20 protein-coding genes and 1 tRNA gene are annotated in these 24,757 nt (G+C 65.0%); 8 read left to right on the top strand and 13 right to left on the bottom strand.

The window, feature by feature from the left end; genetic code table 11:
- Window positions 1-19 precede the first annotated feature (19 nt).
- On the top strand, window positions 20-3,148 hold the full coding sequence (locus NTV05_08295) for a glycosyl hydrolase (protein ID MCX6544401.1): 3,129 nt from the start codon (window positions 20-22) through the stop codon (window positions 3,146-3,148).
- 4 nt (window positions 3,149-3,152) lie between these two features.
- On the opposite strand, the gene NTV05_08300 is transcribed toward NTV05_08295, so the two are convergent.
- Complete coding sequence (locus NTV05_08300) at window positions 3,153-6,728, bottom strand: FAD-dependent oxidoreductase (GenBank protein ID MCX6544402.1); 3,576 nt, start codon at window positions 6,726-6,728, stop codon at window positions 3,153-3,155.
- Between the two features lie 197 nt (window positions 6,729-6,925).
- Between NTV05_08300 and NTV05_08305 the strand changes: the two genes are divergently transcribed.
- Both NTV05_08305 and NTV05_08310 read left to right on the top strand, forming a co-directional pair.
- The gene (locus NTV05_08305) at window positions 6,926-7,201 is read left to right on the top strand and encodes an acylphosphatase (protein MCX6544403.1); all 276 of its coding nucleotides are present in this window, start codon (window positions 6,926-6,928) and stop codon (window positions 7,199-7,201) included.
- A 7-nt stretch (window positions 7,202-7,208) separates the two neighbouring features.
- Window positions 7,209-7,748, top strand: coding sequence for an adenine phosphoribosyltransferase (locus tag NTV05_08310; GenBank protein ID MCX6544404.1), 540 nt, complete (start codon window positions 7,209-7,211; stop codon window positions 7,746-7,748).
- 37 nt (window positions 7,749-7,785) lie between these two features.
- Here the strand turns inward: NTV05_08310 and NTV05_08315 are convergent, their stop codons facing one another.
- On the bottom strand, window positions 7,786-9,201 hold the full coding sequence (locus NTV05_08315; GenBank protein MCX6544405.1) for an HD-GYP domain-containing protein: 1,416 nt from the start codon (window positions 9,199-9,201) through the stop codon (window positions 7,786-7,788).
- Entirely contained in the window at window positions 9,198-11,387 is a 2,190-nt protein-coding gene (locus NTV05_08320; protein ID MCX6544406.1) for a HEAT repeat domain-containing protein, read from the bottom strand. The genes NTV05_08315 and NTV05_08320 overlap by 4 nt, the downstream gene beginning before the upstream one ends.
- A 291-nt stretch (window positions 11,388-11,678) precedes the next feature.
- On the opposite strand from NTV05_08320, the gene NTV05_08325 reads away from it, so the two are divergent.
- From NTV05_08325 to NTV05_08345, 5 genes are all read left to right on the top strand, one after another.
- Window positions 11,679-12,311: a J domain-containing protein gene (locus NTV05_08325; GenBank protein MCX6544407.1), complete on the top strand. Its 633-nt coding sequence runs from the start codon at window positions 11,679-11,681 to the stop codon at window positions 12,309-12,311.
- A 152-nt stretch (window positions 12,312-12,463) separates the two neighbouring features.
- Window positions 12,464-12,712 (top strand): type II toxin-antitoxin system Phd/YefM family antitoxin, encoded by a 249-nt coding sequence (locus tag NTV05_08330; protein MCX6544408.1) that lies wholly within the window; start codon window positions 12,464-12,466, stop codon window positions 12,710-12,712.
- Window positions 12,709-13,131: a type II toxin-antitoxin system VapC family toxin gene (locus tag NTV05_08335; GenBank protein MCX6544409.1), complete on the top strand. Its 423-nt coding sequence runs from the start codon at window positions 12,709-12,711 to the stop codon at window positions 13,129-13,131. The genes NTV05_08330 and NTV05_08335 overlap by 4 nt, the downstream gene beginning before the upstream one ends.
- 112 nt (window positions 13,132-13,243) lie before the next feature.
- Complete coding sequence (locus NTV05_08340) at window positions 13,244-14,281, top strand: hypothetical protein (protein MCX6544410.1); 1,038 nt, start codon at window positions 13,244-13,246, stop codon at window positions 14,279-14,281.
- 255 nt (window positions 14,282-14,536) lie between these two features.
- A tRNA-Arg gene (locus NTV05_08345) sits at window positions 14,537-14,613 on the top strand.
- Between the two features lie 857 nt (window positions 14,614-15,470).
- Here the strand turns inward: NTV05_08345 and NTV05_08350 are convergent.
- From NTV05_08350 to NTV05_08395, 10 genes are all read right to left on the bottom strand, one after another.
- Complete coding sequence (locus tag NTV05_08350) at window positions 15,471-15,950, bottom strand: hypothetical protein (protein MCX6544411.1); 480 nt, start codon at window positions 15,948-15,950, stop codon at window positions 15,471-15,473.
- Complete coding sequence (locus NTV05_08355) at window positions 15,947-16,165, bottom strand: hypothetical protein (GenBank protein ID MCX6544412.1); 219 nt, start codon at window positions 16,163-16,165, stop codon at window positions 15,947-15,949. The genes NTV05_08350 and NTV05_08355 overlap by 4 nt, the downstream gene beginning before the upstream one ends.
- An 86-nt stretch (window positions 16,166-16,251) precedes the next feature.
- Entirely contained in the window at window positions 16,252-16,464 is a 213-nt protein-coding gene (locus tag NTV05_08360; GenBank protein ID MCX6544413.1) for a cold shock domain-containing protein, read from the bottom strand.
- Between the two features lie 158 nt (window positions 16,465-16,622).
- Window positions 16,623-17,273, bottom strand: a complete 651-nt coding sequence (locus NTV05_08365; protein ID MCX6544414.1) for a hypothetical protein — start codon at window positions 17,271-17,273, stop codon at window positions 16,623-16,625.
- A 37-nt stretch (window positions 17,274-17,310) separates the two neighbouring features.
- Window positions 17,311-17,616 carry a hypothetical protein gene (locus NTV05_08370; GenBank protein MCX6544415.1) on the bottom strand — a complete coding sequence of 102 codons (306 nt, stop codon included), beginning with the start codon at window positions 17,614-17,616 and terminating at the stop codon, window positions 17,311-17,313.
- A gap of 17 nt (window positions 17,617-17,633) precedes the next feature.
- Complete coding sequence (locus NTV05_08375; GenBank protein MCX6544416.1) at window positions 17,634-19,232, bottom strand: hypothetical protein; 1,599 nt, start codon at window positions 19,230-19,232, stop codon at window positions 17,634-17,636.
- A complete protein-coding gene (locus NTV05_08380) occupies window positions 19,229-19,768 on the bottom strand; it encodes a hypothetical protein (protein MCX6544417.1) in 540 nt (179 codons plus the stop codon). Before NTV05_08380 ends, NTV05_08375 begins: the two co-directional genes overlap by 4 nt.
- 262 nt (window positions 19,769-20,030) lie before the next feature.
- Complete coding sequence (locus NTV05_08385; GenBank protein ID MCX6544418.1) at window positions 20,031-22,250, bottom strand: DUF3987 domain-containing protein; 2,220 nt, start codon at window positions 22,248-22,250, stop codon at window positions 20,031-20,033.
- Window positions 22,247-23,140: a hypothetical protein gene (locus NTV05_08390; GenBank protein MCX6544419.1), complete on the bottom strand. Its 894-nt coding sequence runs from the start codon at window positions 23,138-23,140 to the stop codon at window positions 22,247-22,249. The genes NTV05_08385 and NTV05_08390 overlap by 4 nt, the downstream gene beginning before the upstream one ends.
- Window positions 23,137-24,723: a DEAD/DEAH box helicase gene (locus tag NTV05_08395; GenBank protein ID MCX6544420.1), complete on the bottom strand. Its 1,587-nt coding sequence runs from the start codon at window positions 24,721-24,723 to the stop codon at window positions 23,137-23,139. Before NTV05_08395 ends, NTV05_08390 begins: the two co-directional genes overlap by 4 nt.
- Window positions 24,724-24,757: the final 34 nt, after the last annotated feature.

Genomic DNA, 24,757 nt, shown 5'->3' on the forward strand with positions numbered 1-24,757 from the left:
TTCCCAAGGAGTCTCGCGTATGCGCCGAAGTGTATCGCGTCGGACGTTTGCCGCAGCCTGTCTCGTGGGATTCGCCGTGCTGGCGCTGGGCGTCCAGCCCTTCGCCCAGGCTCCACCACCGGCGAACGGCTCCCCGGGCACGCTTTTCTCATCGCTCAAGTGGCGGGCGATTGGGCCGAACCGTGGCGGCCGCTCCGTCGCCGTCGCAGGCAGCGCGTCGCGGCCGTTCGAGTACTACTTCGGCGCCACCGGCGGGGGAGTGTGGAAGACATCGGATGGCGGTACGACATGGCGGCCCGTGACGGACAAGTTCCTGAAGACCTCATCGGTCGGCGCCCTCGCCGTCTCGGAGTCCAACCCCGACATCGTCTACGCCGGGATGGGCGAGACCGAACTACGCGGCAACATCATCCAGGGCGACGGTGTTTACAAGTCGACCGACGCCGGGAAGACGTGGACGTCGGTCGGTCTCACTGACACGCAGGCGATCTCGAGGATTCGGGTTCATCCGAAGAATCCCGATCTGGTCTATGTGGCGGCGCTGGGCAAGCCGTACGCGCCCGGACCCGAGCGCGGCGTGTTTCGGTCGAAGGACGGCGGCAAGACGTGGGAGCGGATCCTGTTTCACGATCCGAAGTCCGGCGTCGTTGACCTGTCGATGGATCCGAACAACCCCGACGTGTTGTACGCTGCCATGTGGGAGGTGTTCCGAACGCCGCATTCGCTGTCGAGCGGCGGCCCCGGAAGCGGTCTGCTCAAGTCGACGGATGGAGGCACGACGTGGACGGAGCTGACCAGAAACCCCGGTCTGCCGGCCGGCATCTGGGGCAAGGTCGGCGTGGCCGTGTCGCCGGTCGACGGCAAACGGGTATTCGCCATCATCGAAAGCGAGAACGGCGGCGTGTTCCGCTCCGATGATGCGGGCGCGACATGGACGCAAGTCAACGGCGAGCGGCGTCTCCGCCAGCGGGCCTTCTACTACTCGCGCATCTACGCGGACCCGGGCGACCGCGACACGATGTACGTGCTCAACACCGGGTTCTATCGATCGACCGACGCCGGCAAGACCTACACGGCGATTCGCGTGCCTCACGGCGACAACCACGATCTCTGGATTGCGCCCAACGACGCCAGGCGGATGGTCAATTCGAACGACGGCGGCGCCAATGTCTCGGTCAATAGTGGCGAGACGTGGACGCCTCAGACGTTTCCCACGGCGCAGCTCTACAACGCCTTTATCACCACCGACGTGCCCTATCACGTATGCGGTGCGCAGCAGGACAACAGCACGGCGTGCATGGACAGCCGGGGGAACGGCAGCGAATTCTACGACGTTGGCGGCGGAGAGAGCGGCTACATCGCACCGGACCCGCGCAACCCCGATATCTTCTACGCAGGGAGCTACGGCGGTCATCTGACACGGCACGACCGGAAGTCCGGCCAGGAGCGGGCGATCAACGTGTGGCCCGACAACCCGATGGGCTACTCGGCCATCGACATCACCGAGCGCTTCCAGTGGACCTATCCCATCGTGTTCTCGCCGGCCGATCCGAAGGTGCTCTACGTCGGCTCGCAACACGTGTGGAAAACGACCAACGAGGGACAGAGCTGGGAGCGCATCAGCCCTGACCTGACGCGCCACGATCCGACGACGATGGGGCCGTCAGGCGGCCCGATCACGCTCGATCAGACGGGTGTGGAAACCTATGCGACCGTGTTCACCATCGCGCCGTCGCGTCACGACGTCAACGTGATCTGGACGGGATCGGACGACGGCTATGTGCAGCTGACGCAGGATGGCGGCAAGACGTGGAGCAACGTGACGCCGCCCGCGCTGCCCGCGTTTGCGCGCATCAGTCTGGTCGAGGCCTCGCCCCACAAGCCGGGAACGGCCCTTGTGGCGGCGAATCGCTATCAGCGCGACGATCGGGCGCCGTACGTATTCCGGACCGACGATTTCGGCAAGACGTGGGCGAAGATCGTGACGGGCATCCCGGCGGACGACTTCGCACGCACGATTCGGGAGGACATCAAGAAGCCGGGCCTGCTGTATCTCGGCACGGAGCATGGCCTCTACGTGTCGTTCGACAACGGCGCGGCGTGGCAATCGCTGCGCCTGGATCTGCCGGTGACGCCGGTGCATGGCATCGTCTCCACCGAAAACGACCTGGTGATCGGCACTCATGGCAGGTCGTTCTACATTCTCGACAACGCCGCGATCCTGCGCCAGTTCGCGCCTGGTCTGACCGACGCGGACGTGCATCTGTTCGATCCACCGGCGGCGATTCGCGGCATCAGCCGGGGCGTGTCGATTGACTACTTCCTGAAGAGCCAGGCCGACAAGATGACGATTGAGATCCTGGACGCGCAGGGCCAGGTGGTCAATACATACGCCGGAACGACTGAGAAAGACGCGGCCAAGCCGGAGGCGGCGCCGGCAGGCGATGAGGAAGGACCCCGTCGGCAGGCGCCGCGTGTCGCCACGAAGGCGGGCATGAACCGATTTGTCTGGGACATGCGGTACGCGAACGCCAAGGACTTTCCGGGCATGATCCTGTGGGCGGGCAGCACGCGCGGGCCGGTGGCCGTGCCCGGCACTTACCAGATTCGCCTCACCGCGGGCGGCGTTGCGAAGACCGTCGGGTTCACGATTCGAAAGAACCCGAACCTGACGACGATCAGCCAGGGCGATCTTCAGGACCAGTTCACGCTGGCGCTCCAGATTCGAGACAAGGTGACGCAGGCTGACGAAGCCGTGATTCGCATCAGGGATCTCAAGAAACAGATCGCCGACCGTGTCGCAACCGTTCGGAGCAAGGAGAAGGGCCGGCAGTCGTCGGACGTCGTGATCGGTGGCGAGTCCCTGGGGTTGAAACTCACCATGGTCGAAGGGGAGATCTATCAGTATCGAAACCAGAGCAGCCAGGATCCCCTGAACTTCCCGATCAAGCTGAATAACAAACTGGCGGCGCTGCAAGGCGTCGTGGAAAGCGGCGACGGCAAGCCGACGGAACAGGCGTACGCCGTGTTCAAGGACCTGTCAACGAGGCTGGACGAACAACTCGCGAAGCTCGCGGCGATCGTCAAGACGGACATCGCCGCGTTCAACAAGGAACTTCAGAAGAAGAGACTCGACGCCATCAAGTAATGACTTACACGTGGGGCAGGGGATGCTCGGCCAGCAGTTTGTCGAGCCAGAGGCTGGCCAGCTTCTCCTGCACGGTGTTCTGTCGCAGTCGGCCCTGCAGATTCGGGAAGTCCACCCGATCCATCAATTGATCCTGATTGAAGCACGTGAAGACGATCGTCTCCTGACCCGTCTTCGGGTCCACCTGCCGCTGCAGGCACTGGGCGCAGACTTCCTTCATCATGCATTGCATCGGCGAGTTGATGCTTGCGATCGCGATGTGATCGTCTTTCAGATACGGCTCGAGCACGGTGAGGCGTGCGGCCTTGACCGCCGCCATCATCCGGTCTGAGCCGATGGCGATGATCCGGTCCACCGACGGCATCGGAATCAGCACGAGGCCAAGCTCGCCCTTCGCAAACGCCACCATGGCCTGGACGATGTTGCCGCGGAAGTGAGAGTCCTGCGGCCGGCTCGGTTCGATGGGGCGCCCGGCATCCGTGGTCCAGATCAGCTGATCGGCCGAGGCCTCCACATCCTCGCGTTTGAACAGATCCTCGCCCCGTTTGTAGCCCGCGAAGTAAAGCACGCGGTTGCCCTTGGCGCGCATCGCCTTGCCGATGGAGAACAACACCGCGTTGCCCAGGCCGCCGCCAGCCAGCAGCACATGTTCGCCCCTGGGAATCTCGGTGGGCGAACCCGTGGGCCCCATCACAAGTACGGGATCACCCGGCCGCAGATACGCACACAGCCGGCTCGACACACCCATTTCGAGCGCAATCATCGACAGCAGACCCTGTTCCCGGTCGACGGCGGCACCGGTCAGCGCCAGACCCTCCATCAGCATCCGCGGCGCGTCGGGGCCGGCGCCCAGGATCGGAGAGAGGGTCTCGAAGTTCTGCAGCCGGAAGAACTGCCCAGGCTCGAACCGACGCGCGGCCGCCGGCGCCTTTACAAGCACATCCACAATCGTCGGCGTCAGGCGCGTAATCGACACGACATGGGCCAGGAACCGCTCGTCCAGATCCGCCGTGAACCTCCGCCAAGCGGCGTCGCGGGCCCGCTGCGTGGCGGCGTCGACGGTGGCGGACTCTTCGGCAAACAACTTGACGATTTGATGAAAGCCATCCCGCGCCGACGCCATGGCCTTCACGACGTTCCCAGCGTACTTCGGGTGGTTGTCGCCGTAGTACGTGACGAACCGGCCATCGCGTTCGTGCGACGTGAAGAAACCCTCCCGTGCAGGGACAAGGCGGAAGCGCCCGTCCTCGCCCCTCTCGATGTCGTGGGCCTTGAAGAACCGGCGCTTGTCATCGAGCGCAAAGGTGCCGGGGTGTTCGCGCTCGGAAATGATGTTCGGTGTGGTGCCGGCAGCAACGAACACAGAACGGGCAGGTAGCGTGACGGTCGCGGCACCCTCCCGCCACTTGCCGTTCTCGTTGATTTGCTCGCGGAACCGCACGGAGGCGACATGACCGAACTGGTCCGGCACCGCCTCTTCCGGACTCATCCGTTCCACGAAACGGATCCCTTCCTCGAGGGCCTTGGTGATTTCTTCGTGGTTCAATCTATAGGCAGGGGAGTCCACCATGCTCTTGCGGTAGACCACCGACACGCCGCCCCGTTGCTGCATCAAGGGTACGAAGTTCGGCGACTCGCCCGCATCCGCCGCCCGCCGCCGCTCCCGGTGCACCTCGCGGCCGTCGGCGAGAAACTCGTCGAGCAACTGCAACTCTTCCGGGTCGTAGACCTGGCGCACGGCAGCCTCGCCGATCGTCGCCGACAGCGCCTCGAACCGGTCCAGTGTCTTCTCGACCTGCAGCGGGTAGAACGCCATCACTTCGGTGGCGGTGTCGATCGCCGTCAGACCGCCGCCGATGACGACCGCGGGCATGCGCACCTGGAGATTGGCGAGCGCCTGGCGCTTGAACGCGCCTGTAAGCTGCAGCGCCATGAGCAGATCGCTGGCCTGCCGGATTCCGCGCAACAGGTTGTTCTTCATGTCCAGGATCGTCGGGCGACCGGCTCCCGCCGCGATGGCGATGTGATCGAAGCCCAGGTCCCAGGCCCCTTCAATCGGCAGGGTTCCGCCAAACCTGATGCCGCCATACATCTTCAACGTCCGCCGGCGCGCCAGCGTCATGTGGAGCAGCGTCAGGAAGTTCTTGTCCCACCTGACGGTGATGCCATATTCGGACACGCCTCCGAATCCTTCGAGCGGACGCTCGTCGAGCCGGCTGTAGATCCGGTTCCAGTCTCGCACCGGCTCCGGAGCGACATCGTCTGTGCCGGTAATTGCCTCCGGCAGCGGCTCGATCTTGAGACCGTCGAGCCCGACGACGCCGAAGCCTTCGTTAAGGAGATAGTGGGCAAGCGTGTAGCCTGCCGGGCCGAGCCCGACGACGAGCACCTTCAGGCCGTTGTAGGGGAGCGGATACGGACGACGAACGTTGAGCGGATTCCAGCGGGTGAGCAGACCGTAGATCTCGACACCCCATGGCAGGGCGAGCACGTCGGTGAGCACGCCAGATTCTGCCTGTGGAATGTTGACCGGATCCTGCTTCTGGTAGATGCAGGCCTTCATGCAATCGTTGCAGATCCGGTGGCCCGTCCCTGGACACATCGGGTTGTCCAGCGTCACCAGCGCCAGCGCCCCGAGCGCGTCGCCCCGTTTTCGAAGCAGATGCATCTCAGAGATCTTCTCGTCGAGCGGACAGCCGTCGAGAGGGATGCCCAACGGGTTGGCGGTGGCCTTGCCGTCTTTCCCCGCCAGCCCCTTCGCGCACGAGTCCTTGTCGCGTTCGTGACAGAGGATGCAGTAGTGGATCTCGCTCAACACCTCGCGCCCGGTCATTCGGGGGTCGGTCAGGGTGAAGCCGTCGCGGCGACGCAACTGCGACGCCGGGCCCGTGAGCACGGTCGGATGCGCAGGCTCGACGCGTTCGACGCGGACCAGATTGAAAAAGTCCAGCCCCTCGGGGAACCGGAAGAGCACCCACGACGCGTACGCCGGATCGTGCAGGCGGGCAGCAGACCAGCGCTTCAGCGCCTCAAGCGAGGCGGCGACGGTGGCCTGCTCGGTCGCGTCTCCCGATCGTGCCGCGGCGCCTTCGCGGTCGAGGAGGCGACAGCCGGCGGAAGCCAGGGCCAACTCTCGGTCATCACTCAAGGCCGTGTCGGCGAGCAGGTCGCATACGACACGTTCGTCCTCCGCGTTGGCCGCGGGCGCCGAAGAAGTCTTGAGCAGGGGGAGCACGCGGCGCCGGACGAAGTCGGCCTTGAATCGGAAGATCGCGTTCTGACCAGCGGTCGCTGCCGATAATGCATCGAGTTCCCGCTCGACGCGGAACAGCCGGCCGATAAACGCGCTGACCTGCGAGGCCATTCTCACGAGCAGCCCGGACACTTCCGGAGCAGGCCGCGGATCGTCAGGGGCAGTCCGATATCTGTCCCATTCGAACCACAACTCCGGCTCGTTCCGCTCGACCTCGCGCGCGAACACCTCGTAGAGCTCGCGCAGACGGGACGGTTCGTGGAGATCGGCGTACGTGAAGCCGGGCACTCCGAGGTCCAGGGCGGCCGGACGAAGTGAGTGGGTCATGTCGTACCAACGTAGTTGGAACGCCGCGGGCCGTCAATCAGCCGGAGTGCTGCCCGATCACTCCCGGAGTGATTATCTCTGGCGCAGGCAGGGTAGCGCTTCCATGTAATCACTCCGGGAGTGATTTGGTTGCGAGAACCGGTGAGACGCGCAATCCGGCTATAATCGCCAGTCTGTCGTTCCCGGGTCACAGCGTCATGCTCGAATCACGCACGTATCACATCGCCGGTCGGGTCCAGGGCGTGGGCTTTCGCTGGTTCACGCATGACGCGGCGAGCCGGGAGGGACTGGTCGGCGTCGTCAGGAATGAGCCCGACGGCGGCGTCGAGGTGATCGTCGAAGGAGACAGGCTGGCGCTTGACCGGTTCGAGGGCGCCATTCGGCGCGGCCCGACTGGTGCGCGGGTTGATGCGGTTGAGCGGGAGATTGGCCCGGCCTCCGGGTACTACGCGGACTTTTCAATCAGGGGATGAGACGATCATGGCTGGCAGCATCGCGTTCGACGCGGAGTTCCTGAAATCGAGAATCCGTCACGTGCCGGATTTTCCCAAGCCGGGCATCCTGTTCTACGACATCACCACATTGCTTCGGGAGCCCGATGGATTCAAGGCGGTCATCGACCACCTGGCCGCTCCGTATGCCGGGAGCGGCATTGACCTGGTGCTCGGAATCGAGAGCCGGGGCTTCATCCTGGGTGGGGCGGTGGCGGATCGACTCGGTGCGGGATTCTGTCCGATCCGGAAGCCAGGCAAACTGCCGGCCAGGACCATCCGCGAGTCCTTCCAGCTGGAGTACGGATCGGACGCGCTCGAACTGCACCATGACGCCGTTGCTCCGGGCCAGCGTGTGCTGCTGGTCGACGACGTGCTGGCTACCGGCGGCACGGCGCGCGCGGCGGCTTCACTTGTTCAACAGCTTGGCGGCGATCTGCGGGCGCTGGCGTTCCTGATAGAGCTGGACTTTCTCAAGGGGCGCGACAAGCTGGCGGGGCAGAGGGTCGACAGCCTCCTCCACTACTGACGAGGTCTGCAGAAGAGGGGCTGGAGCCGGCGCCTGATTACGGCGTCTGCAGGCAACCGATCGGGTCGAGATCGTACGCCGCCGCGTCCACCACGGATTCGATCCCCCCGCCGTCGGGCTCGTGCGCGCCGCTCGCGTCGCCCCACAGGCTCCGAGTCTCGACAGTTGGCAATCGCGCGCCCGAGACATCGAACAGCACATTGACGGTGGGCAGCGAGGGGTCGGGGCCGTCATTGGCGACCACGACCGCGATCTCTCCGCTGGTGAGACGGACGAGCGTGCCGGGCGGGAAAATCCCCATCAGGTCGATGAACCGGCGAACGAGATGTTTGTCGAACGCACTTCCGTCGTTGCTCATCATGAAGCTGGCGATCCGATGGGCCGGAGACGGTGAGTTGTAGCTCCGCTGCGACCGCATGGCGTCGTAGGTGTCGGAGATGGCGCACAGCACCGAACCCAGGTTCAGGCTCTCGCGCGTGAGACCCGCGGGATAGCCGGTCCCGTCCTGACGGAGATGGTGTTCGAACGCGACGATCGCGGCGAGGCGAGGCATCTCGTGGGCGGCACGGAGAATGGCGGCCCCATCGGTTGTGTGGCGTTTCATGATCGTGAATTCGGCAGGCGTCAGCGCCGAGGGTTTGTTGAGGATCTCGAGCGGCGCTCGGACCTTGCCGATGTCGTGCAGCATCGCCGCCAGACCGAGGACCCGCAGCTGGTGCCCCCCGACCCCCAGCGTGCGCGCCTGGGCCATCGTCAGGATCGACACGTTCACCATGTGGGTGAACGTGTATTCGTCATGCTGCTTCATGCCCGTGAGACCGATCATCATCCCCGACGAGCTGTCGACCGCCTCCGCCAGGTGCTCAACCGTTTCGTGAGCGACCGGGGCGTCCGGCGTTCCCTCGAGCCGCGTGCTCTCCCATATCATGCGGGCCGATTCGACCGATCCGCTGTAGACCTGCCGTATCGTGATCGCGCGTGATCCCCACTGTCCGGACGTCACATCCACCGGGATGCGGCCCGCTCGCAGATGCGGGAGTTTGACAAAGTCGAGATCGACGGTGCCGGACCGGTCCGCTTCCTGGCCGGGGAGACCGGGCTGAACCGGCTTCACCACCGCCTGGACGAACGTCGTGATCTCATCGAGCGTGACGCCCCGGTCCAACACCAAACGGTTGATGCCGAGAGCCTGCATGTACTGAATGAGCTCGGCGCGATGGGTGGTGACGTCAAGCAGCGGCGTGTTGTCGGCAATCACTTCGCCGCCGATGAACCCGATCAGCACGACCGGTTCGACCTGGTGCAACGCGTGGACGGCGGCCAGCAGGCCGCTGATATGTTCGCCAACGCTCGGATGCGAGATCGAATAGAGAACCGCCGAGCGCAGGGCTCCGCTCAGGCGTTGGACGACCTCTGCGTACTGCTGCAAGCGGCCTTCGGCTGGAGTGGTCATGGCGTACGCGTCCGGTCCGACACGGCTGTCTTCGACGTCTGGGCTTGCGTCCGCGAAACTGGGCTCGGCTGACCAAATCCGGCCAAAGCCCGGAGCGCGGCGCCAGTCCAAGGCCCGCCAATCGCCCGCAACGCCGAGGCGGCCGCGATTCTGAATCGCAGCGCTCGATAGGGGGCACGCCACCGCGTCCGGCCGAACACCAGCATCAGTGCCCTGGCTGCTTCGTCAGTGCCGGCCTGTCGCAAGGCCGAGATGACCAGCCGATAGACGCGCGGCGCGATCGCAGTCTGATCCACTCGCAGTACGAAGCGCGCGAGAATGGGAACGGCGTGCTGCCGCCCCAGCCCGGCCACCTGTTCCACGAAGACCATCTGGCTGGCCGCATCTGCCCCGGCGATCCCGCTCGCCAGGATGTCGCGTGCCCGGTCCGTTGACGAGGTGGCCAGCGCCTGGAAGGCTTCGCGCCGAACGTCGGGGTGAGAATCCGCGAGGCACGTCCCGAGCGCCGATGCGTCGTCCGAATCCCCAGTGAGCCGCAGCAGCCGGATCGCGGCGACCCGTACCGGTGGCGAGTCCTTCTCCACACCAAGCACCCGGCGAAGGGCCCGGCGTCCTGGTTCTCCCAGGGCGGTGACGAGGCGTTCGGCGCGCGCGCGGGCCGACACGTCACTCTCGACCGCCCACTGACGAACGACCACCGGCACGATTCCTGGTCCGATGGCGGTCAGCAGTCGGATGATGGCATCGGACGACTCCGGCGGATCTGCATGGGAAAGCTCCGCCAGCGCCTCCCGCGTGGCCGTAGAGGCCGCCAGTTTCTGGAGGATCTCCGCAGCTGACGTCCGCCGGAGGCCGTCATCCGATTCCGACGCCACCTGCTTGATCGCCTCAGCGACACGTGCCGCGTCCGTCCAATTGCCGGCGTCTGCAGCCTCGACTACGTGGTCGCGCAGGATCTCCAGCACCGCGCCGGTCCGAACCGGTTGAGTCTCCACGCGCGCGAGATCGAGTAGAAACTGAACATCGAGCTGGTTGACCGTGTCGTCCTCGATCGAGTTCAGCCACGCGGCGATCCGCGCGGGCGGGTCTGGCGTGCGCTGCACCACCGAGTCAGCCCTCGTGTTGACGGACTGGAGTTTGCGCGCGTACTGTTCGGGCACGAACTTGCTGTCGGAATAGGCGTTCAAATCGCGCTCGAGTTCCGCCCACTTCTCCAGGACTCCTGCTTCGAACCCGACGCCTTGCGCCGCCACCAGGACGCGGCGACGTCGGACGGCATCAGGCAGCAGCGTCGTAATGACCTCGCTCAACCGTGGAGATGCCGCCGCTGACGGTTCGATGGCCTTTGCCACAAACTGCGACACCGTCGTGTCGGACATCCGTTCCACAAGAGCCGTCACGATATCCAGCGTACCGACCGTCGCTTCGGCCGAACCGCGTTGATCGAGCAGCCCGGCCATCGTGCCCGCACTGAGGTGTTCCCCTATCGCCGCGGCCCGACGGAACACGTCATCGAACTGGGCCGGTGCGGCTGCCCACGTGAGTTGCGCCGCCGCCCGCAATTCGCGCAGGATAGCCGCGACTGCCTGAGGTTCGTCGGCGGCGTTGTCCACCGCGCGCTTCAGCGCACCGCAGGGGTCGTCCAGCAGCGACGCGCCGACACCCGCTGTCTCGAGGTAATGACTGATGATGCCTGCCAGTTCGTTGAAGTCGCCGCCGACCTGTCCGCGCAGCAGGGCGCCGAAATCGATCTCCAGGATGGCCGGGCTCCGATGACGCAGTGTCTTCCACTGTCGCTGGATCCCTCCTGCGGCCCGCATCTCTTCCGGGGTGCGGCCGAGCAGCACAAACAACGCCCGCCACGCCTCAACGCTAGCCTTGCCGTCGACACTCATGGCGCCGACGCCATGGCGGTGCAGAATCGCGGCCAGTTCGCCGACCACCGTCTGGGTGCTGTCAATCAGGACACCCCCGGCCAGGAAAGCCCCCGGGAGGATGGAGAGAGAGAGCGACCCTTTTGCGGAAGCGATGTTAGCGGCAGCGACAACCTTGTCAAGCGCGGCGACCACCGACTGATGCGTGGCGGGATAGAACCCGACCGCGCGCACGGCGGCGCGAAACGCCCGCGCGAATTCCAGAACAGGCGTCTCGTCGAACGGCTTCGTCGTGCTGGCATCGGTCGCCATAGCCACGTGACTCTTTCAGAAACCGGCCGCCCTGACCGATGACGTCCGCTCGACCGCGTTCCGCGTGCGAAGCGGCCGCACACCTCCGGCCAACGGCCCGGCAATACGCTCAGTGCAGAATACCAGCACTCATCATCTTCTGGAACGTCATCTTGCCGAATGGCACGTCGAGGCGGTCAGGTAGCCGGCAGCGACGATTTCGGCGTTCGGATCTCACGGCTCCGTGGGGTAAGCTGTGCTCCTGCGCCGTGGGGTTGAATCCGTGCTGGTGATCGTGGAGGGGGGATTCTGGTGAATGGCACAGGTTTTGTCGATTACTACGAGTTGCTGCAACTGAGTTCGAATGCCGACTTCGACACGATCGAACGCGTCTTCAGGCATCTCGCCAAGAGGTTCCACCCCGACAACGAAGTGTCCGCGGACCCTGACCAGTTCCGCCAGATTGTCGACGCCCACAAGACGCTGGCCGATCCGGAGGCCCGTGTCGCGTACGACGTGAAGTATCAGGAGTACTGGAACAGCAAGTGGAGGCTGGCGTCGGAGGCGAGTGACGGCACCGCCTTCGGGGACGACCGCGAAACCCGCGAGCACCTGCTGTCACTCCTGTACGTCCAGCGGCGACGCAATATGAACAACCCGGGCCTTGGTGAGTACGAAATGGCCCGTCTGCTTCGTACGCCGGTCGAGCTGGTGGAATTCCACGTGTGGTACCTGAAGGCCAAGGGCTGGGTGGAGCGTCTCGACACGGGACAACTGGCGATCAGCGCCATGGGTGTCGATCAGGTCGAGCAGGGCCGGCTCAGGCTCAGTCACGACCATCTCCTTGAGTCCCACGATGTTGCCACCAAGATAGAGGCCCCAGGACCTGCGGGGCCCTCCGGTTCTGAGGTCGACCGGACTCAAGGGAAGCTCCCGGACGCCTGACGACTGGCCCGGAGAGCGAGGCGTGACGGGTCGGCTGTTGATTTCCAGACAAACAGGCAGGGTGACGCCCGATTCGCTTGGCGCCATTGTGACGGGGGATGGGTGACGGGATATAATCTGGCTAGACAGGCTAGCCAAGGGGGTGTGGCGTGCTGGACCGATGGCAGCTGCAGGATGCAAAGAACCGCTTCAGCGAGCTGGTCGACACGGTACTGACGACCGGGCCGCAGATGGTGACCCGCCGGGGCAAGGACGCCGTGGTCGTGATACCGGCCAAGGTCTATCGGCAGCTGACGCGACCCAGCGGCAGCCTCCTGGAGTTCTTCGCCAACTCTCCCCTGAGAGGCGCGCGACTCGACCTCGTCCGTGACGAGGACACCGGACGGAGGGTCCGTCTGTGAGATACGTTCTCGACACCTGTCTCATCTCCGAACTCCAGAAGTCGCGGCCATCGAAGGCCGTGTGCGCCTGGCTGGCGGCGCAGAACGAGGAAGACCTGTATCTGAGCGTCCTCACGCTCGGCGAGATTCAGAAAGGCATCTCCCAACTCGCGGACGGCAAGAAGAAGACGCGGCTCCAGTCGTGGCTGGATCGCGATTTGCGCGGCCGGTTTCAAGGACGGATCGCGCCGGTCACAGAAGAGGTGGCGCTGACGTGGGGACGGGTGTCCGGCGAAGCACTGCGACGGGGCAGGCCGCTATCGGTGATCGACGCGCTGATTGCGGCCACGGGGATCGCCATCGATGCCACGATCGTCACGCGGGACGACGCGGGAATCGGCGCAACTAGGGCGACGACGGTCAATCCCTGGGCATCTTAGACATGCCGCTCGGCCGTACCACCGCGACACAAACCGACGCGGCGGGGGTTGGGAGATCGATGGCCCTGTAATCAAACCCTGGGCGCCGGTCGTAATTGCAGGTGAGGGAGCCATGATTCGCACGATTCGTCTGCCCGCGGCCGGGGCTATTGCGGCCGCCTTGTGGTGGTGTTCGGCGACGCTGTTGGCGCAGGCCCCGACGGCGCCGGCATCCGCCTCGTCGCAGAACCAACCAACTCGGCAGACTCGGCAGGGGCAGGCCACCGATGGTCCTGCTCCGGTTGATGACCGCCTGGCTACGCCGACGGGGCATGACGTGAACGTCAGCGTGGGCGGCTACACCTACGTCGAGCCCGACCGGCTGCGCATCTCGATCCACGGCCCCAAGCTCGGGGGCGAGTACACCGGCACCGTGTCGCTCAACCAGCGCCGGCGCTGGTTTGCCCAAGCCAATGTGCGGGGCACCTTTGGGAACGTCACCTACACTGGCTGGTGTTCCCCGTGGCTGATCAAGCCCAACAGCGCCTCACCAAATGGCTATGAGCTGGATGTGGGCGATGCGTCAGCGTGCAGCGAGAACGGCGACCAGGACTGGTATCTGGAAGGCCGCGCCCTGGTCGGCAAGGATTTCGTCGGTCGCGCATGGGCGTTGTCGCCCTATACCGGCCTGGGTGTCCGTCATTTGTCGAATGGCACGACCGGCACCGCCGGCTTCCGCACGGACGAGTATCTCTATCTGCCTTTCGGCGCCACGGCACGCACCGACGCTGGTTCGCATCGCGTGCTGAGCTTCAACGTGGAATACGATCGCCTGATCCGGGGCTGGCAGAAGACCCGCAACTCGGAATTGGGCGGCGGCTTTGTACCAGCGACGGCGACGGCGCCCGGCTTCACCATCGATGGCTTTACCGACATCTCGTTCGCCCAGCATGGAGGATGGGCACTGCGCGCAGGCGCGAAATATGAGGTGACCGCGCACTGGTCGGTGGAGCCGTATTACATCCACTGGAGCGTCAGCGACTCGCCGGTGAATTATGCCACCGCGGCGTTCACGGTCAACAGCGTCACCGCCCACGAGCAACTCGGCTACTATGAGCCTTTCAACACCACCAACGAGTTTGGCGTGAGACTGGGTCTGCATTTCAAGTGATCGGCCCGCTTACTTGCCCGCGGCCGCGACCTCATTGTCTCGCGGCGTGGGCACCTGGTGAACGTGGTGCCGGCGTGTGGATTCACGGAGAATGCGTATCGCGGTGGCAGGGCGCCGATTCGACCCTTCCGATTTCGCGCTCCTTCCATGTTCAAGTCTGGCGAACGCTCGGCTTCACCCGCGGCGCTTCACGATCGCACCGAGCGCCGTCGGGTGCGCGCTAACTGCCGGACCGTGTTACGATTTGGTCCTGCTGCCCCTGTAGCTCAGCAGGATAGAGCAACGGTTTCCTAAACCGTAGGCCGCCCGTTCGAGTCGGGCCAGGGGCACCAACTAACGCCAATAGATGCAGGCACTTACAGCACGGCCCGGCAAAACACCGCCGGGCCGTTTCTGCGTTTTGTGCAACAGTTGTGCAACCAATCCGAAGGCCCAGCCATTCGAGCGCCCTCTGCCGGGTGGCCGATCAGGGCTCTGCTGGTCGCATCAGCGGACGCAGGATGGTGAATTGGTCGTCGGTGGTTGCACACCGTTGCACAAGATGTGACGCCAGGCTAGATGCCGGCCGTGACGTCTCGGTGTGGATGCGTGCCCCGCGAAGCCGCCCAGAGACAGCCTCCCAGCGTTCCCCGGTTCCTACTCCGCGGGGCACGTCCCTACAGCCCGTTCGTCGTCCTACGCCGCCCTCGAAGTCGCCCATGTGTCAGGCCCCGAACAGATCGTCGAGTCGCTCGCGCGCCACATCGGCCGGTGTCTTCCGGAGCCCGCAGGACGGCCGGCACGCACGGGCACGAACGGCTGCCCACAGCCAGGACAGAGCCTTGACGCCTCCGGCTGCCAGGCATGGGCACACACCGCGCAGAACCAGCGGTGTAGCGCCCGGTCGTATTCGATCAAACGATGCTCGCCACAACGCGGGCAGCGCACGTCGGTGTGGTTCATGGTGTGACTTCCGCCGGTTGTGCCGGTTCCCGCCGGGCGGGATACTGACGGCCGTCAGACGTGGTGCGGGTAGCATTGGCAGACTTTGCCAATGGTCGTACTGAATCAACGAGCGTATGCGACACGCCGCAGAGGTCTGCGATCGCCCGGCTGCTGAGCTTCGGAAACTCTCTCAGCGCGATCTCGACACACCGCCGTTTGTCAGCGTTGCTGCGGTGGAGGCCGTGGAGCGCACGCTGCAGAGCCTTCACAACCGCTCCGCGTCCTGCTGGGTGTGGAACGTGACCGCCACGGCCAGCGCCGCCCATTCGTCACCATGCAGCTTGTAGAGCGGCCCGCCCTTGCGGATGCACGACGGGCCACCGAAGCGATCGATGAGGGCCTGTCGGATATTGGCGTCCTTCGCGCGGCTGTCATGACAGAGCGCCACCTTCACAGCGAGACGGGGCAACCGATGCGCGTCCGTGCCCCGGCGTCGTGCCCACGCTTCGGCAAAGCGTCCGCTCCAGTAGCACGTCTCGAAGATCTCCGCGCCGACGGCCATGCCGTAGCTGGCAATCTGCTCGATGACCAGCTCGCCCGCGTCTGCTTGATCGGCTAGTGCCCACACCGCTGCGAGGATCGTGGCGTTGCTGTCCAGCGTCGCCGTCACCGTGCCATCAGCGGACAGCGTGACCAGCGCGCTTCGCACCGTGCCCGGGTCGAGCCCGATGATGGTCGTGTTCATGCCGTGACCCCGCCTGTCACCGCCTCGTGCGTGGGCCGTTCAATCAGCACCTGGACGCTCTCGAAGACCCGCTTCGGGACCGACCGCCGGGCTTCCCGGATGGCCCGGGCCGCCGCCGTCGAGACGGACCCCGCCGCCACGTCCAGCCGGACCGTCTCGGGAGGGGCTGTCTCAGGGCTCTCGAAGGTCACTGTGTATTTCCACGTCTTCGGCATTTCATGTCCCATCTGGGCCGTCATAGCGCACGGCTGGCACCTTCCCGGGCCTATCTGGCGTCAGGTGTGCCCATCGTGTTCACGTCCTACACCGATTCCACATCCGCCGCCCGTGGTCCCTTCGGCGCATCCGTCCGCGTGAACGTCACCCGGCCGCCGATGCTGGGCTCGCCCACGGTCCAGGCGTTCACATGGACGAACACGTCCGGGCCGCCCGTGTCCGCCTTGATGAACCCGTACCCCTTTTCGTCCCGCCACGTCGTCAATACGCCCGTCTCTCGCTGTCCTGTCGTGTCCATCGTCATCCTCACTTGTCTCGAAGTTCCTTCCGCCACCGTGGGCGCCGGCCGATACCGCCGCGCGCCTACAGGTTGAACAGAGGCCCGGCCCGATAGGGAATGTCGAGCCAGGCCAGGCGCCCACTCAGCGAGCGCCCACGCCCGCCCCAGGCGAGCGATTACAGAATCGTGATCCCTTCGGTGCCCTGGGGCTCGATGCCCTCTTCCCGCAGCGCCTCGGCGACGTGCGACTCCGCGACGTTCAACGCGACGCGGAGCCCTTCGGCTAAGTGCTCCATCTCGGCCAGCTCGGGCTGCATCGTGGCGATCCGCTCGTCGTCGAGCTTCTGGAGATCCTCGAAGGGCACCGTCGGGAACGCCCGCGGGGCATCCTTCAGCGCCTGTACGAAATCCTTGTCGCCGTTCTTGACCGCTTGCGCGAGCATGGCCGTGAGCTCGAAATCTTTCTTCCCGGCCAGTCTTGAACGGATCTCTTGGCCCTTGAGATACTGCAATACCGGATCGACCTTCGGCGCGTCGTACGCCGACAAGGCCCGCAACCGCGCCCGCTCCGACGCCACCTTGTCTTGGAGCGGCTGCACGTACTTCGATTGGCGTTCAGCCAATGCGGTCCGCGCGGCCAGGGCTGCCTCTCTGATCTTGCCCGCCTGTTCTGCGGGCACATACGCGGCTTTGACGCGCGTGCGTCGCATCTGGAAATTCTCAAGCACGAGCCCGATGTCCTTCGCCTTCGCTATGAACCCGTCTTTGTGCTCCGGCTTCAGGCCCGGGATGCGAGCGTTGATAGCCGTGCCGAAATCTAGAACCATGTTCGTGTCTCCTGTGTCCGTGTGTCCGTTGCCGTGGTTACTCGCCCAAACCCGTGAGGGCCATTGTGTAGAACGCCGATTGCCCCTCCGCCTCGGTCAACTCGTTCGTCAACCGGCCAATGTCCGCGCCGGCCGATGCGCCGGACCCGATACGCAGTTCGTCGGCCATCGCGGCCGCACAGGCCGCCTCCAGTTCCGCCGTGAGCGAGACGATCCGGGCGTCGACCGTGGCCTTGCGCGCCGTCGTCAACGCGATCACGGCGGCCGGATCGGGCGTGGGGCGTGACTGATTGGCACTGAATGCGCCGACGGAAAGGGGATTCGGGAAATACTTGATGTTCATCTGCCGTGCTCCTGATTTCATCCTCGTACGAGTGGAACGGTGGTCGCGCGTGCGGCCGGTGGTTGACTGGCGTCGTCACCAGTCCAGAGTTGATGCCGGGATTCGTCGAACGTGTCGCGGTTGATCGAAACCCACGTCGAACGGTCGTTCGGGTTGACGATACGAACGGTCGGGACTGGGCGAGTGGGCGCGCTTGGGTACCAGTCGAGCGGCTGCGAGCCCGCTGGCGGGATGGGCCGGCCGTCGCGGTACTCGACGTTGCCAAACAGGCCCGAGATCGGCTGGCCGGTCCACTGGTTGATGCGTTGCAGCCCGCAATTCGCCACCAGGCTCACCAGCGAAATCGCGCCCAGCGCCGCGTTGCATACGTCGTCGTGACCGCCCGGACCGTGATCAATCGAGTCCTTCCCGCTACGCCCCGTCCGACGTTCCAAGCCGAGTAGCTGTGTCTGCAACCGGAGGGAGTCCGGCAGTTCACAGGAGCGGCTGTTGATGATGCTCAGCACGTCCCGGTAGATGTCCGACTTCGGCGCATCGCTCGGGACCAGCCGCACTCCCAGCTTGGCCATAGCTTCGGTTGGGAAGTTTCCCGCCCACCGATCCGCCGTCGCGGTACCCACGCCATACGACCGCAGGACCAGCGCGAAGTCCTCGCACACCACCGACGGCGCAAACGGTGGCCGCCGTTCCATAAGGGCATCCAGGACCGCCACACTCCGGCCCTCACGCCGCTCCGCATGCGCGATCCCCAACGTGGCGCTATCCCCACCAGCCGAGCCGCCCGCGAAGTCCAGGAACGCCTTGTAGATAATCCCGGGCACGCGCGGCAGTTCGATCCGGCCCTCGACTGTCACCGCGTCAATCGCCTCTCGACTGACAAAGGACTCCACGTCGCTGCGAAACAGGCCGCCATACTCAGCCGAGGCAGACGTCGGATCGTCCTCGTACGCTTTGGCGATGGCTCGCGCGTCAAACGTGGGATTCAAGCTGGCCGTGTCCGCTTGCACGAACACCACTTCGCCGTCAGGCTGGTCGTGGTATTTCTTCCAGGCGTCATACAAGATGCCAGAGCGGCTGTAGGGTGAGCTCGCCACCACCAGCAGCGACCCCGGCACGCGGGCCAGCCCGGGCACCACAGCGCGGTAGAGCTCTACGTCCGGGTTGGCGTCGGTGTCCTTCGGAAAAAAGCTCGCCTCCTCAAGGATGACCAGCACATACGCCCGTCCGCGCGGCGCCGCCGTGCTGGCCGTGAGCACTTCGATAATGACGCCGGTCGACAACTCGATCGAGTCGCGCGTCTCGCTCACAATCAGCCGGGACAGCGCCGGCACGCTCTTGAGCAGGCCGACGACATAGCGGAACGTGATGCCCGCTTGCTTCCGGTCGGGCGCGAAAATGCCGACGTAGATGTACTCGCCGGGCACGCGATCGTACGTCTGCACGGCCTTCCAGACGGCTATCAGCGCCGCTATGCGACTCTTGCCAGCGCCTCGACCAATGGCCCCGTAGAACTCGCGGACGATCGGCGTGATACGAGCCAGGACGGCGCGCCAGCCGTCCCACGATGACCCACGGAAGCCGGGAAACAGGTTCATGAAATCGAGTAGGCTGGTCATCGGTTCGCCTCCTGCACGGCTTCCCGCACAGCATCCAATGGGTTCGCGTGTTTCGCCTTGCGCGCCACGCCGATCCGTTGCGCCAGCCGGTCCCATCGATCCACCGTGGTCAGGAAGGCGCCGTGGATGTTGCGGACCCCGCCGCTCGGCGTGAGCAGGCCGCGTTTCACGATGTCATTCGCAATCAACCGCAGGACAATCTCGACTTCCTTCAGCCGGCTCACATAGGCGAGGCCCAGCGTCGTCAGTTCGGACTCGCCGCCCTGGTCGGCCAGGATGCCCGCTACGAAGTCGTCGACGGACTGCCGCAGTTCACGCGGGTGCTGGACCGCATAGATCCCCGACTGGCGCGCGGACTGATTCGCCGGCAAGAACACGTTGCACCGGGAACACTGGCCCCGTCCCGACGGCTGTTCGAGCCCACAGCGGGGGCACGTCACCGACTCGCCAGCCGCGGCGCCGTCGATGCCTCCGTTTGGCGGATTCGGCGCGTTTTCGGCATTCGGTTGCACGTCTGGTTGCACGTCGCTATTCATAGTCGTCAATTCCCTAATGATTCAGGCAGAGCGCACGTGTCTACAAGACACTGGGCCGGGCGGAACAGGCCAGGCCGATTGCCGCAAGTGGAGAGGCAGAAAACCTCCATACCCGAGGCCGGCCTTTCCCCACAAATGGCACCAACCGCACTTCTCGCACTTCTTTCACATCCCTCATAGCTGTCCGGGGAGGGAGAACACGCTCTAAGTGATATGTGTGAGAAGTGTGATTTGTTATGTATGTATAGGAAGTGCGGTTTCTTCATGCCTGCCCGCCTTTCCCGCTATCGACCTGCCACAGTTCACCGGGTCGGCCCATGTCGGCCTTGATTTGCACCGCCACGATCTGACCCCGGTCGACCAGGGTGTCCCGGATGGAGTCGAGCGTCTTCTTGTCGCAATGAGCGAGCCGGGCGAGGACGTGCCGCGGGACTGACCGGCGCTGGCGAACCACCACGAGCACCCGCTGCAGCTTCCGCTCGAAGTCGGACTCGCCAATCCGCGCCGCGAAGGCCAAGGCGTAGCTTTGCCACCGCCTCGCAATGATCATGGCGGACTCGGCATCGTCTGTCGTCACCACGAGCGCGGCATGGTCGGCGGTATCGGGACGGCCGGCGGCCACCAGCAAGCAGAGCTTGAGCGCGGTCGCAGACAAGCGTGACAGCATGGCGCGTCCGGTTTCCGTCTGCGCGGCGCCGGCCTGTTCGAGTGGCTCGAAGAACAGGGCATCGAGCCGGGAGAGCACGCCGGGCTCGAAGCGCACCGCGCGGGATGTCGCCAGCGAGGTTGCCCACGCATGGAGGCGGCCGACATGTCGAGCCAGATGGTCACGGGCTCCGTCCAGGTCATCGTCGGACTCGAAGAACGGCCGCCGCGCCGGCTTCGAGGTCGGCATGATGACTGCGAATCGAGGCAGTAACCCAGAGAGCACATCGGGTTCGGTCAGCGACTCGAAGATTGCCGGCGTGGTGCAGCCGAGCACGGACAGGTGAGGATCGACGATGTGGTCCTCGTCGAGGATCTTGGTTCCGTCTTTCGCCCGCTTACTGTGCTTGTGATACGAGTAATTCCCGCCACCGTACACGGTGAGGAACAGGCCCTTCATCCCCGCCATATGCGGCGCATGGTGGAGCTTACTGAGCAATTCGGAGAATTCATCCACGAAGAGACAGGTGCTCTGCCGTGGCCGTGCGGCCAACTGCTCGACGAACCCCTCGGGCGAGAACGCATCCGAGCACAAGCTACTGGGCAGCACCCGATACAGCACATCCCGCGCGAGATCCTTCGAGGTCGACTTCCGCGAGGACGTACTGTCGCCGATGAGGAGCCCGTAGAAATTCGTCCCGAGGCCGTTCGGATACTGCGTCAACCGAGCCCGTACGGTTGGCGTCGCGTCCGCGAGAATGCCCAGCGCCGCCGCCTCGTGATACTCATGGGCGCCGTCGGTGCATCGGCTGGCGTAGTCAATCCATTGGCTGATGAAATGGTCGTGCGGGACAGCAGGCGCGAAGGTGTAGGGCATGGGCATCACGGGCACCGCCTCGGGTTCTGGTTCGGGCATGGGCGCATCCACAGACACCACGGTCGGTCTCGCGCCCGAGTACGTCTCCCGGCATCCACTGATGGCCTTCTCGATCGTCGCGTCGCCATACGCCTGTTCACCGTGTCGGGTGTCCCACTTGTCGCGCATCAATCCGGACTGCCGGAAGAGGCGATCCATTTGGCCGGCATCCCAGTTGGTCCAAAACGCCAGCAGGTTGCACAGCGCCAGGTCCGCCTCAGAGTGCGAGGCGTGCCCGGAGATGTCGCCCGCCCACAGCGCGGAAAACTTCGAGCCGTTGCTGGCGCGTCGAGCCTTGTCGAGTAACTCAGCGTCGCCCAGGCTGAGCACGGGCATGGTGCTCGACGCCTTCGGCTTGGTCGCCTTCGCCGCGAAGGTCTGCGCGTGCAGGACGGCCAGTGCTGCGGTGCGTTCTTCGATCGTGGTGGGTGTTCCGTCGAGGTGCTGTCCGGTCACGGTGAGATACCGCCCCGAGTCATACATTTCGACGGGGCCAGCCTTGCGGCGTCCAGGTGGCAGTGTCCCACGCACGAGTAACCGGAGCCCATGCCCGCTCGGGCTGCGCTCGGCGTAGGTATTGATGGCCGTCACGATGGCCATGGCCCATGGGGCGATGACGCCTTGGTCGTCGATGCAATGATCGAGGTCGACGCCGGCCAGCCCGTCCACCATCGGCACGCCAATCCCGTCGCACTTGCCATCGAGATACGTGTCGATCGCGATGCGGTAGGGGCGCCAGGTGGCCGGGTCCGTCGACGATGCGAGCCGCGCGGGGTCAGAGGCGATGTAGGGCGGCTTCGTCCACTTGCCCTTGTCGTCACCGACGTACTTCCACACGACGAACTGGTCGGCCGCCACCAGATCCGGAGGGATGCCGTCGGGCTGCACTGACAGGGGCACGGGACGCGGTGAGGCGGTCACGACGTCACCCCGTCGGTGTATTTCGATGCCTGCCTAGAAATACCCGGCCAGGCGTTCAGGATCGTTGCTAGGGACTCGCGTTCGGCGAGCTCCGCCGCTTCGGCCCGCTGCCAGGCGGCCATATCCAGGCAGGAGACGATGGCGTGCTCGACCCGATCGCGCAACACCACTGGACTGAGTGCGTCGAGTTCCCAGCACTGCGCTCCGAAGTGCTTGACGAACCAGCTATGCCGCGGATCGAGTGTCTTGGAGTCGGCTGAGAAGCACGGAAGGTCGCCACGCGTATCGTCTTCGACCAGCGCGAGACGCTGGAGGTCGACTCGTCCGCCATATTCGGCCAGGCGGTCCGGGAGATCCACCTCCGACATATGGAGGCCGCTCGGGTCCCAATCGCCGACGTAGAACGCCGTCAGCACGCGGCCAGCGCCGGCGGTTTCGTCGGCCACTTGATGCACGGCCGTTGAGGACCCGTAGCCGTGAAACACGCGGAGCGTCACACCGTAGTCTCGAAGCACCGGCGCGATCGTGCCGGCAATGGTGGCCTTCTCGCTCCACACTTCGAGCCAGGCTGATTGATCGATCCAGCGGTCCCGCCGATAGGAACGCTTCACGGCTTCGACGTAGGCCGCCGGATCTTCCCAGGCCGAGACTCGCGTGGGCTCCCGCGTCTCGTCAGTGATCCACGCCCACGGAATCGCGCCTTCCTCGCGCGCCCGGGTCAAGAGAGCCCCGACGCGGTTCGTCTCGTTCTTCGCCATCGACGGGATCAGGCCCAGCGCGAAGAGCTTGTAGCAGACGGCCCGCACGGAGCACGGCTGGATTTCCTCGAGGATGGTGATCGCCGCAGCGACCAGATCGATGCTCTTCTGTGACCGCCCGCGCCCGCTCATGCCACCCTCCGCGCCACCATTGTTGTGATGAGGTCGGAGGCGTCGCCCTTCGAGATGTCCGGCGCAAAGGGAATCCGGCATCGCCGCAAGATGCCGAGTTGCCCCTCGGATGCCGGAGCGGTGCGCCAGGGCGCCGCCCGATCCACGAGGCGGCCAGCGCCCACCTTGCGCGCGAAGTCCTCAGCAATGCCCTGTGCGTAGCCCAGATCAATCCCCGCTGCGAGCGCGTGCGATTGGCGTGCTTGGTCGAGATGGAGCACGGTCCAGTGCACGAGGTCGTCAGCCCGCAGGATCACCATGCCGGCTTCGCCAATCGAGAGGGCATGGCGCGTCGCCCCACTGGCGACCCAGTGCAACGCTCGCCGGTGGAACAGATCAACCGTCTCCGACACGAGGCGCCCATGCGCGTCACGTTGTGCTTGCAGAGCCTGACGACGGCCAATCGCCTCCGTCACCGTCGCATCGCCGTCAAGTTCTTCAGGTCGCAGGTTGAAGAGTTCAGCGACGGACTGGAGATCATGCCGGCGAGTCGAGCCCACCAGGTCGAGCACGAGCAGGTTCGCCTTGCCGGGATAGGGCCGCGTGCCCCGACCGATCATCTGCTGATAGAGGCCCCTCGATTTCGTGGGCCGCGCCACGATGATGCAGTCGAGACTCGGTTCGTCGAATCCTTCGGTCAGCACGGCGCAATTGCAGACCACCATCGTTTCGCCCGCGTGCAGGCGTCGCAGGATGGCCCGGCGAAGATCGGGATCGGTTGTGCCGTCCAGCGCCTCAGCCGCCACCCCGGCTTGCTGAAAGGCCGTCGCGGTCTCATGGGCCAGGGCCACACTTGGCGTGAACACGAGCGCCTTGCGCCCGTCGGCGTGTTCCAGGTAGGCATCCCGGCAATGCGCCGGAGCATTGGCGGAGCGCATCGCTTCGTCAAGTTCGCCGGCCACGAGATCACCACACCGCGTATGCACGGCATCGAGGTCGACTTCGAGATGCACGCGCTTGGCGATAATGTCGGAGAGGTAGCCCGCGCCGATCATCGGTAGCATCTCGACGCGGTACGTGATCTCCTGCCAGGTCTCGCCGAGCGGAGCACCGTCGGCACGCTCAGGCGTGGCGGTCACACCTAACACGAGCGGGGCGTCATCCCCGAAGGCGCCGGCGCGTTCGAGGATGCGCTGGTAGCTGTCGGCTGGGGCGTGATGGGCTTCGTCGACGACGATGGTGGAGAAATCCGCCACTAAGCGATCCCCACGGCGCGGTCGGCTGAGCGTCTGGACGCTGGCGACGACGATCTGTGCGTCGGTCTCGTCTCGCTCAGCCTTCACGATGCCGACTTGCGCGCCCGGCATCACCATCGGGATCTTGTCGACGGGCTGCTGTATCAGTTCGTCGCGATGCGCGAGCACGAGGGCACGGCCACCACGGCGCCGGATGACTTCCGAGAAGACGATCGTTTTCCCCGTGCCGGTCGGCATCACAACTAGTTGTCGGCGAACGTCGCGATCGAACGCGGCCAGGACGGCGTTGACCGCCTCGTGCTGGTAGGGCCGGAGCGCCAGGCCGGTTGTGGTATTGTTGCTGTGCATCGATCAACCTCGGTGCGTTTCTCGGTCTGGCCTT

It is taken from the genome of Acidobacteriota bacterium (assembly GCA_026393755.1).
In the GTDB taxonomy this organism is placed as follows: Bacteria; Acidobacteriota; Vicinamibacteria; order Vicinamibacterales; family JAKQTR01; genus JBAXOX01.